14 protein-coding genes are annotated in these 14,035 nt (G+C 60.5%); 10 read left to right on the top strand and 4 right to left on the bottom strand.

The annotated features are described in order from the left end of the window. Window positions 1-45: 45 nt before the first annotated feature. Window positions 46-516 (bottom strand): pilus assembly protein N-terminal domain-containing protein, encoded by a 471-nt coding sequence (locus ABDX79_RS09360; RefSeq protein ID WP_346220019.1) that lies wholly within the window; start codon window positions 514-516, stop codon window positions 46-48. Between the two features lie 235 nt (window positions 517-751). Between ABDX79_RS09360 and ABDX79_RS09355 the strand changes: the two genes are divergently transcribed. The 9 genes from ABDX79_RS09355 to ABDX79_RS09315 all read left to right on the top strand — a co-directional run bounded on the left by ABDX79_RS09355 (window position 752) and on the right by ABDX79_RS09315 (window position 9,860). Beyond that, complete coding sequence (locus ABDX79_RS09355; RefSeq protein WP_346220018.1) at window positions 752-925, top strand: Flp family type IVb pilin; 174 nt, start codon at window positions 752-754, stop codon at window positions 923-925. Between the two features lie 96 nt (window positions 926-1,021). After that, entirely contained in the window at window positions 1,022-1,525 is a 504-nt protein-coding gene (locus ABDX79_RS09350; protein WP_346220017.1) for an A24 family peptidase, read from the top strand. Window positions 1,526-1,677: 152 nt separating this feature from the next. After that, window positions 1,678-2,499, top strand: coding sequence for a Flp pilus assembly protein CpaB (gene cpaB, locus ABDX79_RS09345; RefSeq protein ID WP_346220016.1), 822 nt, complete (start codon window positions 1,678-1,680; stop codon window positions 2,497-2,499). Then, entirely contained in the window at window positions 2,496-4,121 is a 1,626-nt protein-coding gene (locus ABDX79_RS09340) for a type II and III secretion system protein family protein (protein WP_346220015.1), read from the top strand. The genes cpaB and ABDX79_RS09340 overlap by 4 nt, the downstream gene beginning before the upstream one ends. Before the next feature lie 18 nt (window positions 4,122-4,139). Further along, entirely contained in the window at window positions 4,140-4,832 is a 693-nt protein-coding gene (locus tag ABDX79_RS09335) for a CpaD family pilus assembly protein (RefSeq protein ID WP_346220014.1), read from the top strand. Further along, window positions 4,826-6,103: an AAA family ATPase gene (locus ABDX79_RS09330; protein ID WP_346220013.1), complete on the top strand. Its 1,278-nt coding sequence runs from the start codon at window positions 4,826-4,828 to the stop codon at window positions 6,101-6,103. The genes ABDX79_RS09335 and ABDX79_RS09330 overlap by 7 nt, the downstream gene beginning before the upstream one ends. A gap of 191 nt (window positions 6,104-6,294) precedes the next feature. After that, window positions 6,295-7,800: a CpaF family protein gene (locus tag ABDX79_RS09325; RefSeq protein ID WP_346220012.1), complete on the top strand. Its 1,506-nt coding sequence runs from the start codon at window positions 6,295-6,297 to the stop codon at window positions 7,798-7,800. Then, a complete protein-coding gene (locus ABDX79_RS09320; protein ID WP_346220011.1) occupies window positions 7,800-8,807 on the top strand; it encodes a type II secretion system F family protein in 1,008 nt (335 codons plus the stop codon). Before ABDX79_RS09325 ends, ABDX79_RS09320 begins: the two co-directional genes overlap by 1 nt. Before the next feature lie 63 nt (window positions 8,808-8,870). Next, a complete protein-coding gene (locus ABDX79_RS09315) occupies window positions 8,871-9,860 on the top strand; it encodes a type II secretion system F family protein (RefSeq protein WP_346220010.1) in 990 nt (329 codons plus the stop codon). A gap of 120 nt (window positions 9,861-9,980) precedes the next feature. Here ABDX79_RS09315 and ABDX79_RS09310 read toward each other — a convergent pair whose 3' ends face one another. Further along, window positions 9,981-11,126, bottom strand: a complete 1,146-nt coding sequence (locus ABDX79_RS09310) for an alpha/beta hydrolase (RefSeq protein ID WP_346220009.1) — start codon at window positions 11,124-11,126, stop codon at window positions 9,981-9,983. Window positions 11,127-11,843: 717 nt separating this feature from the next. Between ABDX79_RS09310 and ABDX79_RS09305 the strand changes: the two genes are divergently transcribed. Continuing rightward, window positions 11,844-12,311 (top strand): Hsp20 family protein, encoded by a 468-nt coding sequence (locus ABDX79_RS09305; protein ID WP_346220008.1) that lies wholly within the window; start codon window positions 11,844-11,846, stop codon window positions 12,309-12,311. Window positions 12,312-12,447: 136 nt separating this feature from the next. On the opposite strand, the gene ABDX79_RS09300 is transcribed toward ABDX79_RS09305, so the two are convergent. After that, entirely contained in the window at window positions 12,448-12,675 is a 228-nt protein-coding gene (locus tag ABDX79_RS09300) for an Rmf/CrpP family protein (RefSeq protein WP_346220007.1), read from the bottom strand. Window positions 12,676-12,858: 183 nt separating this feature from the next. Then, complete coding sequence (locus tag ABDX79_RS09295; protein ID WP_346220006.1) at window positions 12,859-13,914, bottom strand: threonine aldolase family protein; 1,056 nt, start codon at window positions 13,912-13,914, stop codon at window positions 12,859-12,861. Between the last annotated feature and the right edge of the window lie 121 nt (window positions 13,915-14,035).

The raw sequence follows: 14,035 nt of genomic DNA, 5'->3' as shown, positions 1-14,035 counted from the left end.
TAAACATATGGCGCCGTGTCAGGCGACAAGAAGTTTCCGTGTCGCCTACGGTTTTGCCGCTTCTTCCGCGATGCTGCGACGCGTCTGGTATTGGTCACTCGAAAGCTGAAAGACCTGCTGGTTATCGCCGATCGTGACGGTCGGCTCGCATTTGGGTGAGCAGGCATAGGTCTGGCGCTGGGACTGTCGGTAGATGCGAACCGTGTTTTCCTCGAAGGTCTGGACCGCTACTTGCTCGTCCATCAGGACGTCGTTGTTACGGTCGAGGATCACGACATTGGTGATGCCGTAGCTCTTTCCCGTCAGAACCAGGCGTTGCTCACTGAGAACCTCGATATCGACGATGGCCGGATTACCGATGATGACGGTCCCTGCGCCACGGTCGATCTGCAGGATGCGCGCATGGTCGACGGCGACCGAGATCATATCGTTTCCGGCTTCCGCATGGGCAAGGCATGAGCCTATCAGAACGGCGAGGGCTCCAAGAAGACCGGTTCTGAGCATGGGGCGGCGCATCGGCGTTCCAACTGGTTTGCGGTGATCGGCAATGGCTCTGAGCTTCACACAGCATGATGAACGTCAAGTAAATATCGGCTTATTGGTTCATTAACCACAAATCGGCTTGGTCTTCGTCATAAAAAAGTAAGGACGAACTTTAAGTCGATCGAAATACGCCGTGTCTAGGGTCTAGTCATCCGATCGATGTCGAACAATCGACGGACGTGCTGTCGAATGAACAAAGGAAAATTCCATGTCCAAGACCTTCGCTCGCTTTTTGAAGAACGAGTCCGGCGCTACCGCGATTGAATATGCTCTCATCGCTGGCATCGTTGCCGTCGGCCTGATCGCGACCCTGACCACCCTCAAGAACGATATGATCACCGGATTCGGCAAGATTTCGAGTAAAGTTCAGGGCGTCGAGTAATTTTCTGCCGGTTGCGCCAATAAGACCTTGCGAGGAAGCGCATAGCGCTCCCTCGCAACGTCGTTTCTGAAATGCCGCGTAAGAAGAGGGTTCAAGATGTCATTTCTGTTTCTGACGATCGTTTTTCCTCTCTGTATGATTTACGCGGCCATTTCCGACATCATGACCATGACGATCTCCAATCGTCTTTGTCTTTTGCTGGCGGCGGCGTTCCCGTTTGCTGCCTATTTCACCGGCATGCCATCCCAGGAGATTCTTGCACACTCGCTTTTTGGGCTGACTGCTTTCGCGTTTGGTTTTGCGATGTTCGCCGCCGGCCTTTTCGGTGGGGGGGACGCAAAGCTATTGGCCGCGACCGCTTTCTGGATCGGGCCTGCCGATGCGATCGAATATTTCGGTTTTGCCAGTGCGTTGGGAGGCGTCATGGCGATCGCAATACTCTACGCCCGTGGTTACATCGCTCCGGTGACGGGTTATGCGTTCGCCGATCGATTGCTGACAAAAGATACGGGCGTTCCCTATGGCGTCGCCCTCGGTATTTCCGGTCTTTATGTTTACGCCGAAGGACCATTTCTAGAAGCGGCCCTGCGCCTTTCCTGATTGCCGATCCTGTCTCGGCAGCGGACTGCAATGGCACGGCCGCCGGAGATTTTTCGGCATTTTTCATGCTTCATTAACCATACATTGAGGATTGGCGCGCGATAACCGACGTGAAGCCCTGCGGGAAGCTGCAGGAAACGCGGGAGTTGTCGATGAACCGGAGCCAGATCATCGTTGTGGGGATCGCTGCCTTGGCCGCGATCGGTGCCGGGTTCGTCGCGCTGAATTTTTCGGCCAGCCCTCCCCAGGAACCGATCATCATCACCGCCGCGCCTGCCCAGCCTCCCGTCAAGCTTGAAGATGTCCTGATCTCCTCGCGGGACATGCCGATGGGCACGCGCTTCAACGGCGGCTTCGCCTGGCAGAAATGGCCGGTCGATGGCATTGGCGAAGGCTTCATCCTCAAGAAAGAGCAGCCTGACGCCATCGAGGAACTCGAGGGCACGATCGCCCGGCAGGCCTTCTTCGCTGGCGAGCCTGTGCGCTCCAGCAAGCTGATCAAGTCCGACTCCGGTTTTCTGTCTGCACTCCTGCCGGCCGGCAAACGCGCGGTCGCCGTGCAGATCGCGGCGGCCACCGCCGCCGGCGGCTTCATCCTGCCCAACGACCATGTGGACGTCATCATGACCCGGCGGGAGGTGAGCGCCGATGGTTCAACCCCGAAAATCCTCACGGAAACCGTTCTCCGCAATCTGCGTGTCCTTGCGATCGACCAGACGATCGAGGATTCGGAAGGCCAGCGTAACGTCGTCGGTTCGGTCGCAACCCTCGAAGTGGACGGCGCTCAGGCTGAAGCGCTGACTGCCGCCCAGCAGATCGCCGATCGCTTCGTGCTCTCGCTGAGATCTCTCGCTGACTCAGTTCCAGGCTCGCCCGGATACGCGGCCTTTCTCCTTGCCGAGGAGAAGGCCAAGCGAGGACCCGTTCGGATCGTCCGCTATGGCACCGTCGAAGACGTGAAGGTTCCGGAATGAGCGTCTCACACCCTGAAATCACCAAGATCGAGGAGCGTGCGATGTCGATCAAACCCCTTCTTCATGCGCTTGTCCTGACAGCTGCAACTGCGATTGCGCCGCTGGCTTCGATCACACCCGCAAACGCCCAGCAGGACGTCATCCAGGTGAACGCTGGCCACACGCGTATCGATCTTGGACTCGACAAGTCGAAGGTTCTGGTGCTGTCGGCGGACGCCCACGATATCCTCGTCGCAAACCCCTCGATCGCCGACGCACTCACCCGCGACAAGCGTCACATCTATCTCTTCGGCAAACAGATCGGCCAGACCAACCTGATCGTTTTCGATCAGGCCAACCGCCAGATCGCCTCCATCGATATTCGCATCGAGCGGGACATCGCAGGCCTTTCGGCAGCGATCAGCAAGTATGTCCCGGATTCGGACGTCAAGGTCGAGATCATGAACGACAACGTCGTTCTGACGGGCCGTGTCCGCACGCCGCTTGATGCAAAGCGCGTCGGCCAGATCGCGAGCGCCTTCCTGACCGGAGGCGAGGCGACGACGGGGCAGTACATCCGCCAAGCTTCAGCAGGCGGTGAATCCGAAGGCTCGAACGGCGACGTTGCATTTGCAAGTGAAAGTCGACGCCAAAGCCAGATCATCAATCTCCTCCAGATCGAGGGTGAGGATCAGGTCACGCTGAAGGTGACCGTGGCCGAGGTTCAGCGTTCGGTCGTCAAGCAACTGGGTCTTGACGGAGCCGTTTCCTCCGCGATCGACGGCGTGACCTTTGGTGCGGTCTCCGACAACGTCTTCGGCCTCGGCAATGCGCTCAGCGGACAGCTGGCCGCACTGGGATACAGCAATGGTTCGACAAACGTTGCCACGCAGTTACGCGCCATGGAGCAGGCTGGCGTCATGCGGACGCTCGCCGAACCCAGCCTGACGGCAATCTCGGGCGAGAGCGCGAGCTTCAAGGTCGGCGGCGAGTTCTCCGTGCCGAGCGGCCGGAATTTGACACCCGAAAAGCGGACAAATATCCGCGACTCGAATGGTCGTATCGTGGATGTCGAAGTCGAGGACGGTCAATACACGCTCGAATCCCGCAATGTCGAATACGGCATTGGGCTCGATTTCACGCCGGTCGTTCTGTCGCCCGGTCGGATCAGCCTCAAACTCCGCACGAGCGTTTCCGAGCCCACATTCGAAAGTCCGTTCAACCTCGGCAGCGACCAGCAGTCCGGGATACCTGCGACGGCTGTCATCGGTATTCGCAAGCGTCTCGCTGATACGACTGTGGAACTGCCCTCCGGCGGCTCGCTCGTTATTGCCGGTCTCGTGCGCGATGAAGTTCGTCAGGTCGTATCCGGTTTCCCGGGGCTTTCCAAACTGCCAATCCTGGGCTCGCTTTTTCGAAGCCGCGATTTCCAGCGCTATGAAACCGAACTCGTCGTGATCGTCACGCCCTATCTCGTGCGGCCCGTGGCGCGCGAGGCCCTGGCGCGGCCTGACGATGGGCTCGCCTTCGCCAGCGATGGTGCCAGCAACTTCCTCGGCAAGATCAATCGCGTCTACGGACACTCCGAGACCAAGCTGCCCCCTGGCCGGTACCACGGCGTCGTCGGTTACATCTACAAATAGGCCGGAGATCTGAACATCATGATGCATTCCATCATCCGGCCTTTGGCCAAAGTCTCCGTCATCGGTATCGCCCTGGCCCTCAGCGCCTGCGGCAATGTCCATCATATCGAAGTGGGTTCGATCCCGGACGACTATCGAACGCGTCATCCGATCGTGGTGTCGGAGGCCGACGAGGCGCTCGACATTCCCGTCGTCTCCTCGGACCGCGAATTGGCGATTTCCGATAGCGGGCGCGTTCAGGACTTCGCCAGTCGCTTCCGTCGCTCCGGCGCCGACACGATGACCGTTCTGGTTCCCTATGGCTCCCGCAATGCGGCGGCCGCGACAAGCATTGCTCACGCGGTGACCCGCACCTTGGTGAAGGCCGGCGTCTCGCGCGGGCGGATCGTTCTTCAGAGCTATTCTGCCCACGATGCCCTGCGGCCGACGCCCGTACGCCTCGTCTATTCCACGCTGGTTGCCCAGACGGGGCCCTGCGGCCGTTGGCCGGAGGATCTCGGCGACACCCATGAGAACAAGAACTACGCGAATTTTGGCTGCGCCACCCAGCAAAACCTTGCCGCCCAGATCGCCGATCCCCGCGACCTTCTTTCGCCTCGTGGAATGGGGCCTGTCGATGGCGAGCGCCGCGATCGGGTGATCGAGAATTATCGCAAGGGCGAACGCTTCACGTCCGCGCAGCCCGAGATGGAGAGCGACTACCAATGGTAAACCGTTCCGACAGCAGTGGCGCCGAACTTTCCGAGGGGTACGAGGGCGGCGAGGTCGTGGAGAATGTCCGGCCGATTCCACGGGTGTCGATCCAGGCGTTCTGCGAGAGCGATGGCGTTTTCAGCACCCTTCAAAGCGCGGCAGCGGATCGGCGCGTCGCCAAGGCCAACTTCAAGGTCAATATGGGTGGCCATCGCGCGGCGATCGACCACTTTTCATCCTCGCCGACCCCCAATCTCGTCATCCTTGAAACGCGGATGGGTCCCGTCGAGCTGATGAAGGCGCTTGATACGCTAGCCGACGTCTGCGATCCGGGCTCGAAGGTCGTCGTCATCGGGCATTACAACGACGTCTACCTCTACCGCGAGCTGATGCGCTGCGGGATTTCCGAATATCTCGTTGCGCCGATCTCGATGGCCGACATCCTCGGTGCGATCGCGGATATCTTCACCGCGGCGAACGCCGAACCGCTCGGCCGTTCTATCGCCTTTCTCGGCGCGCGTGGCGGTGTCGGTTCTTCGACGGTTGCGCACAATGTCGTCTGGTCGATTTCCCAGCTCTTCGAAACCGAATCGATCCTCGCCGATTGCGATCTTGCCTTCGGCACCGCGAATATCGATTTCGACCGCGACCCTCCCCAGGGCATTTTCGAGGCGCTGGCGTCCTATCAGGAGATGGACGAGACACTGCTCGATCGCCTCCTGTCCAAATGTGGCGAGCACCTCTCGCTGCTGGCCGCGCCATCCCTTGTCGACCGGACCTATGAATTCGATCTCGAGGCCTACCGCATCCTCATCGAGACAGCCCAGCGGACAGCCCCGATCGTCGCTCTAGACATGCCCCATGTGTGGACGGACTGGACGCGGCTGGTCCTGTCCGAGGTGGATCAGGTCGTCGTGACCGCATCGCCAGACCTTGCCAATCTGCGCAACGCGAAGAACCTTGTCGAAACACTGATAAAGCTGAGACCCAATGATGGACCGCCGATCCTTGTCATGAACCAGGTCGGCGTCCCCAAGAAGCCCGAGATCTCGATCGAGGAATTCTGCGAGCCGCTGAACCTTCAGCCCTCGATCATTCTCAGCTTCGATCCGGAGCTCTTCGGCGAGGCGGCAAATGCCGGCCTGATGATCCGCCAGAACACGCCCAAGCACGAGGCTGCAAAACTGTTCGATGACCTGGCCCATCAACTCACAGGCCGGGGCATCGCCAAAACTGTAAAGAAGCCGACCCTGCTCGATCGTCTCGGTCTGCGCAAATCGGCTGCTTGATCACCGCTCTCGCCGTCCGCGACCGCGTGATCATGCTGATAGGAAATCCGTGTGATCGCTTCGCGGTCGCGGACTTGAAAGACGCGTCTGCGCCGCCTGGGGCCTTGATACGCAGAGACTGGCTGGACCCGCCGGCCATCGTATCGAAACCCTCGAGACGGGGCGCGATAGACAACATCTGGAGAGGTTGAATGTTCGGTAAGCGCACCCATCAGAGCTCTTCGCCCGGCGGTGCGGCCGTGAAGGAACGCGCGATCAGCGAAGCGCCGAAGCCGAGCGCGCCACCGGTCTCCGAGCCTGCGCGCCGCGCGGCGAGCGAAAGCCGTCCACGTGAGACAGCGGCTGCACCGGAGCCAGCGTCCGCAAAGACAGCCGGAGGCTCTCGCGCTGCCGGCAAGCGGGACGACACGTTCTATGAGCGCAAAAGCCAAGTTTTTGCCGCGCTGATCGATACGATCGAACTCGCCCAACTTGCCGGCATGGATAACGAGACGGCGCGCGAAGAGATCCGCGATATCGTCAACGACATCATCGCCATCAAAAACTATGCGATGACCATTGCCGAGCAGGAGGATCTGCTCGCCGACATCTGCAACGACGTGCTGGGTTACGGTCCGCTCGAACCGCTGCTGATGCGCGACGACATCGCCGATATCATGGTCAATGGCGCAAAGCAGACCTTCATTGAAGTCGATGGCAAGACAATCGAAACGAATGTCAGGTTTCGCGACAACCAGCAGCTGTTGAATATTTGCCAGCGTATTGTCAGTCAGGTCGGGCGCCGCGTCGACGAAACCTCTCCCATCTGCGACGCGCGCCTGCCGGATGGATCGCGCGTCAACGTCATCGCGCCTCCGCTGGCACTCGATGGTGCCGCTCTGACCATTCGTAAGTTCAAGAAAGACAAGCTGACCCTCGATCAGCTCGTCAAATTCGGCTCGATTACACCGGAAGGCGCGCAGATCCTCCAGATCATCGGGCGCGTCCGCTGCAACGTGATCATCTCGGGCGGTACCGGTTCCGGCAAGACCACGCTTCTCAACTGTCTGACCCATTATATCGATACGCATGAGCGCATCGTCACCTGTGAGGATTCGGCGGAGCTCCAGCTCCAGCAGCCCCATGTGGTCCGGCTGGAAACCCGTCCGCCGAATATCGAGGGCGAGGGCGCCATCACCATGCGCGACCTCGTGAAGAACTGCCTGCGTATGCGCCCTGAACGTATCGTGGTCGGCGAGGTGCGCGGACCGGAGGTTTTCGATCTTCTCCAGGCGATGAACACCGGTCACGACGGCTCGATGGGAACGATCCACGCAAACTCTCCGAGAGAGTGCCTCAACCGTATTGAGTCGATGATCGCCATGGGCGGCTATTCGCTGCCGTCCAAGACGGTGAAGGAGATCGTCTGCGGCTCCGTGGATATCATCGTCCAGGCGGCCCGCCTGCGCGATGGGTCTCGCCGCATCACCCACATCACCGAGGTGGTGGGTATGGAAGGCGACGTCATCACGACTCAGGATCTGTTCGTCTACGATATCGAGGGCGAGGACGCGTCCGGACGGCTCATCGGAAAGCATCGCTCGACCGGCATCGGGCGACCGAAATTCTGGGACAAGGCGCGCTATTACGGCGAGGAAAAGCGGCTGGCCGCCGCCATTGACGCAAGCAGCCCGGAAAACGATGAGGCTCGCTTCTGATGACGCCGCTCGCCATGATCCTGTTCGTGGTCCTGTCGACCGTTGCGGCCGCCGGCGTCGCTTTCGCGCTCATGCAGCCAAAGCTCGCGGCATCGAAGCGCGTGGCCGCGCGAAAGACCACATTCTCGCGCGACGAAGCAGACCGGACACGCGCGAGCGAGGCGAAGGACCGGGTTCAGGAGCAAGCCAAGCGTCGGCGCGCACTGCAAAGCAATCTGAAGGAACTCGAAGTTCGCGCCAAGGAACGGGGCGGTGTCTCCTCGAAACCGACAATCCAGCAGCGGATCAATCAGGCCGGGCTGAAAATCACGCTCAAGCAGTTCTACATTGCCTCGGCGGGCCTCGCATTCGTCGCTTTTCTCGTGTCGCTCATCCTTGCGCTGCCCCTTCTCGCCGCAGCCGGTATCGCCGTGGTCTTCGGGCTCGGATTGCCCCGTTTTTTTCTGGCGAACCGCAGAAAGAAGCGGATCAACAGCTTTTCGAACAGCTTTCCGACCGCGATCGATCTCATCGTGCGCGGCGTCAAGGCGGGTCTGCCGCTCAACGATACGCTCCGCACCGTCGTCAGCGATGTCCCGGAGCCGGTCGCCGGGGAATTCCGTAAGATCGTCGAGGCTCAGCAGATGGGCGTCACGCTCTCCGACGCTTGCGATCGTCTCTACAAACAGGTGCCGCTGCCTGAGACGAATTTCTTCGCCATCGTCATCGCGATTCAGTCCCAGGCCGGTGGCAATCTGTCGGAAGCGCTCGGAAACCTCTCGAAGGTTTTGCGCGAGCGCAAGAAGATGCGGCAAAAGATTCAGGCCGTCTCGATGGAGGCCAAGGCATCGGCGGGCATCATCGGTTCCATTCCGATCTTCGTCGGCGGCATGATCTATGTCACCGCTCCCGATTACATGAGCGTCCTTTTTAACGATCCGCGTGGAAACATGGTGCTCATCGGAGCTGTGGTCTGGATGCTGATCGGCATCATCATCATGAAGAAGATGATCAACTTCGATATCTGAGCCGGCAGCCGCTTCGTTGGGGATGATTGTCCGCCATTACGTGACCTGAAAGAGCTGATCTCGATGCAAAATGTGTTCGCATTACTGGGTATCAGGCCGGAAGTCTTCTTCAGCGTGGTTCTGGCGTGCGCCGTCTTTGTCAGCGTTCTCGCTGTCGTTCTTCCGCAGATGTCGCGTCAAAGATTGCAGGGTCGCATGAAATCGGTCGCGATCGAGCGCGACGAGATGCGAGCACGCGAGCGCGCGAAGCTCGGGCGCCAGAAGTCAGGAAAGCAGAGCCTGCGCCAGGTCGAGCAGAAGGGCTTTGCGGCCAAAGTCGTCGAGTCGCTCAACCTGAGGAAAGCGCTCGTGGACGAAGCGACGATGGCCACGCTTCGGGTCGCGGGCTTTCGCAGCCAGCGCCATCTGACCATGTTCCTGTTTCTGCGGATCGCGTTGGCCTTGGTTCTGTTGATCCTGGCAACGCTTTACGTTGGCGGTCTCGGCTTTCTGTCGGGGCAGCCGGTCATGGTGAAGACCGTTGCCTGTCTGGGTGCGGCTTATGTCGGTTTCGTGCTGCCGGTCGTCTATATTCGCAACATGGCAGCCAAGCGCCAGCTTTCGATACAGCGGGCATGGCCCGATGCGCTCGATCTCCTTCTCATTTGCGTGGAGTCCGGCAAATCCATCGAAGCGTCCTTCAAGAAGGTCGCGGAAGAGATCGGGATCCAATCCGTGCCTCTCGCAGAAGAACTCGTGCTGACCTGCGCCGAGCTATCCTATCTGCCCGAGCGCCGCACCGCATACGACAATCTCATGATCCGCACCGATCTCGAGGGTGTGCGTGCCACGATGACCGCGCTGACGCAGGCCGAGCGCTACGGCACCCCGGTCGGCGCCGCGCTTCGCGTGATGGCTCAGGAAAACCGCGATCTTCGAATGAACGCTGCGGAAAAGAAGGCGGCCGCATTGCCGCCGAAGCTCACCGTGCCGATGATCGTCTTCTTCCTGCCCGTGCTCATTGCGATCATCCTTGCGCCTGCGGGAATCAGCATCATGGATCAGATGCAGTAAAGATCGCCGGACAAGCGAATTGATCCACGGGTCAATTCATTCGTCCGGCAATATAAGCAGCCTCGTGAAAGCGTTGGTTTCAAAGGTTCGCTGGTCCAATTCTGCCTGAACGACGCGCGATCATCCTGCGGTTTCCGGCTGTGCCTCGACCTTGTCGCCGGCCCGGTCCGGCAGATCGACAAGCGTCGGGCCGGTTGCCGGCTTCGTTTGCGGATCCTCAGCGCGCGCCCCGTCCGCTTTCCCTTCAGCGTGGCTCTTGCCGGCGATTTCGGGCATCGCCTCGCTGAGAAAGGTCTCGATGGCTGCCAGAAGAGGTTCGCGATAGCGATCTTTCTCCTGCAGAAGTTCGTGCCGGGCTTGCGGGACCGTGAGACTGGAGGCTGTCCGCATCCGCCAGGCCAGTCTTTCGGCGGCACGGGTCGAGACCACGCGATCAGCGCCGGCACAAATGAAGAGGGTCGGGATGGATTGACGGGCGATCACCGTCGACCGGTCGAGCCGTCTCATCGCACCGGTCACACTGGCCACCCAGCCGAAGGTCGGCGCACTGAGGAAGAGGCCGGGATAGGTCGTCGCCAGTCGCTTGTTGCGCTCGAAGCGTCGCGGGTCGCTCGTCAGGGGGTTCTCCGCAGGCGTGCCGACCGCCCCCGGAAGCGCGCCGATCTTCACCGGGACACGGCCGAATCCGATCAGGCGCGCGATCCAGGCAACGCCTGAAACAAGAGCGGCTGGGATTCGGCTTTCGGGCAGGGCAACGAGTGGCGCCGTCAGGACCATGCGCTCGATGCGGTTTGCCAATTCGTCTGCAGCGACGAGGGCGACGAGGCCACCCATGGAATGGGCGATGACGGAATAGGGCGGCCGGCAGTCCGGCAGGAGGAGGTTCTTCACCACGCATTCCAGGTCCATGCGATAGCCCTTCATCCGGCGAACATGGCCGAGCCGTCGCCCCGACTTTCGCGGTTCGGATGCCTTCTGGCCTGGCTTTAAGGGGCGAGACGCCGAGGCGCCCTGGCCGCGCCAGTCGAAGGTTGCGACCGTGAAACCGCGCGCGTTGAGGTCGGCCATGGTCTCGAAATACTTCTCGACCGTCTCGTTGCGGCCCTGCAGCAGGAGAATCGTGCCGCGATTGCCGGCGTCCGGCTTGGAGATGGCGCATCTCAGCTCGGTGCCGTCCGCCGTGGTCACGAGCTTGGCGACGAGATTGGGCGGGGCCGGATTGCCCTCGATCTCGACAAAACCGTCGGGCGTCTTGTGTACCGTCATCGAAGAAGTTCCGGGCAAAGGGCGGCTCAGCTGACTTTGAGTATCGGCGCGGGGCGGCCGGCGCTTATCCTTATCGCCGGTCCTGCCGAACCGTCAAAGTCTCCAAGAGAAATGGCTTGGTGCGGAGCCTCGATCGAAGCGAACCGGGAGCCCCGCGAGGGTCTCCCGGCTCTGGCGGCCACAGCGGAAGGGACGGGACGCTGCGACCGATAACGTGCCGCTTCGAGCAGCTTCGCTCGCGGGCCTCAAGAGAAGATCGCGCTCGATTATAAGGTTTATATATCAAATCGATGGGCGCGTCGAAGCGCTCGCACCGAACACGCAAGACATAGTGATTGCGATATGAACGAAACCGTTCATCATCGTTCAGGTTCGGTTCATGAGGAGTACTTGCTCGGCAACCCTTCAACGCAGCTGGAGGCCGCGGCAAAGCGCGCCCGATGCTTGAGCCTCGTCGAAACCCGGAATCGCGAAACGATGACATGGACCTCGGACCCCACTTGCGAGAGGTTCGACGCGGCGAGAACGCATTTCACGGCATCAACGCAAAAATTTTTTAGCTCCCCAACGGAATTTTCTCTTGAATGGAAAATTCGGAAAAACCACCTTTTGATTGTACCCGCCAAAAGGGGGTACGGGCCGGGAAACGTCGCCATTCGGGGCGTTTGAAACCGGTTCGACATTCACGCACACCGTTGCTTCTTAAGGAGAACATCCATGCGTCACGTTGATTTTGGTCCGCTCTACCGCTCGACCGTCGGCTTCGATCGTCTGTTTTCGATGCTTGACAATGTCTCGCAGCCGGAAAGCGGCCAGACCTATCCGCCTTACAATATCGAACGGACCGGCGAGAACGACTATCGCATCACCATGGCGGTGGCCGGCTTTGCCGAGGACGAACTCTTCATCGAGTCCCGTGAGAACACTCTACTGGTCAAGGGCGAGAAGGCCGAGAGCGAAGGCGACAACCAAGTCGAATACCTTCATCGCGGCATCGCAGGCCGCGCCTTCGAGCGGCGCTTCCAGCTTGCCGATCACGTCGAAGTCCGCGGTGCGAGCCTCAAGAATGGCCTGCTTCACGTCGAACTCGAGCGCGTCATTCCCGAGCAGATGAAGCCGCGCAAGATCGAGATTTCGACTGTCGGCAACCAGAACGACAGAAAGATCGAGACCGAAGCCGCCTGATCGTCCGCTTCGCTCCACACATTCATCGCGGCGTCCCGAGAGGGGCGCCGTTTTCGTATACGCGCAAGGTTCGTTAGCCGCAAAAAAAGCGGCGGCCCGAAAGCCGCCGCCGGTCATGATGATCAGGCTTTTGCCGTCAGCTCTGGCGAGGCACCGAGGGCGCGCGCGTCTGGCTGCGGGCAAAATCGGCCATCATTCGCGATGTCGGCTCCGGATGTCGACCGCGCTCGTCATTGCGTCGCAGCGCCGTCCAACCTGCGAGCCACTGGGCCCTGAAATAGGAGCCGCGCGGATAGTCGCAGGCCGACATGGGAAGATTGGCTTTATAGGCAAGCTTGCCCTGTTCGAATGCACTGATGGACATCAGATTTCTCCTCCTGTCTCAATCCCTGCGAACCTTTGAAACCACCGGTTTCATGGGTCCGCCGGTAGCCCAAGCGGCGTTTGAGTCATTCGTCGGACGAGAATTGCCCTTGGGCTCGATTCGTTTGTCCGGCGATATTGGAGCGCCGTTCGAGGCCGATCGTCTCTAAATGTATGCCTGTTCTCAAGCGCGATCAAGGAGTTGAAGAAAGTGGTCGATGTCGGAAGGCTCCGTCGACCATGACGTGACCAGCCTTGCGAGTGTCTGGTCCGGGCCCATCAGGTCGTGCATGTCGTGCGGCGGATTCCAGTCGTAGAACACCGCGCCTTCGGCTCTCAAAGCCTCCGCTTTCGCCGTTTCCATAACCGCGAAGACCTCGTTCGACTTCGTCGGCCAGGCTTGCTTCGCGTTGGGCGAGGCGTCGAGGCCATCGCGCAGCCGGTCGGCCATGGCATTGGAATGGGCGGCAAGGCGAAGCCAGAGGCCATCCTGCAGGTAGGCGGTGAACTGCGCCGCGACGAAACGCGTCTTGGAGAAAAGCTGGGCGCCACGCTTGCGGATATAGGGAAACTGGGTCGCCTTCTTCGGATCGAAGACGACGATCGCTTCGGCGCACCAGCAGCCGTTCTTCGTTGCACCGAAGGACAGGATGTCGACGCCGAGCTTCCAGGTCATTTCGGCCGGCGACATGTTCGTCGCAGTGAGGGCGTTGGCGAAGCGCGCGCCGTCCATGTGCAGCGTGAGGCCCCGTTCATGGGTGATCGCGGCGATCGCCTCGACCTCGCTCCGGCTATAGAGCGTGCCGGCCTCGCCGGGCTGGCTGATGGTGACGGCCATCGGCTGGCCTGCGTGGACAAAATCCGGCTTGAAGCGCGCAAGCTCCCGTTCGAGATTGGCCGGATCGATCTTGCCGTCGCGACCATCGACCGGAGCCATGCGTGCTCCGTGGGTAAAGAATTCCGGTGCGCCGCACTCATCCTCGATGACATGCGCCTCGCGGTGACACATCACGACGCCGCCCGGCCTGTTGACAGAGGCAAGGGCAAGCGAGTTGGCCGCTGTTCCCGTTCCCACGAAGAAAACGGCGACCTCGCGCTCGAAGAGCTCGTCGAAGCGCCGCTCCACGGCCTTGTCGAGATCGCTCGCGCCGTAGGCCGCGGCCAAGCCGGCGCTTTCGCGCGCGATGGATTCGTTGATGGCGGGATGAGCGCCGGACCAGTTGTCGGATGCAAAGTTCATGGAACGCGGGTATAACGGAGCGCGGCAAGGTGCAAGCCGTTCCGCCGTCGCAGTCCGGGTGGGGCCAAGTCCCGCGCGGCTTTCCGCCCGCTTGCTCCGTTCTTGCGCATCTGGCATATTC

The sequence above is a fragment of the Fulvimarina fulva genome (assembly GCF_039652615.1).
Lineage (GTDB): Bacteria > Pseudomonadota > Alphaproteobacteria > Rhizobiales > Rhizobiaceae > Fulvimarina.
The sequence above is the reverse complement of the archived record's forward strand: the minus strand, read 5'-3'. Positions and strand labels throughout refer to the sequence as shown.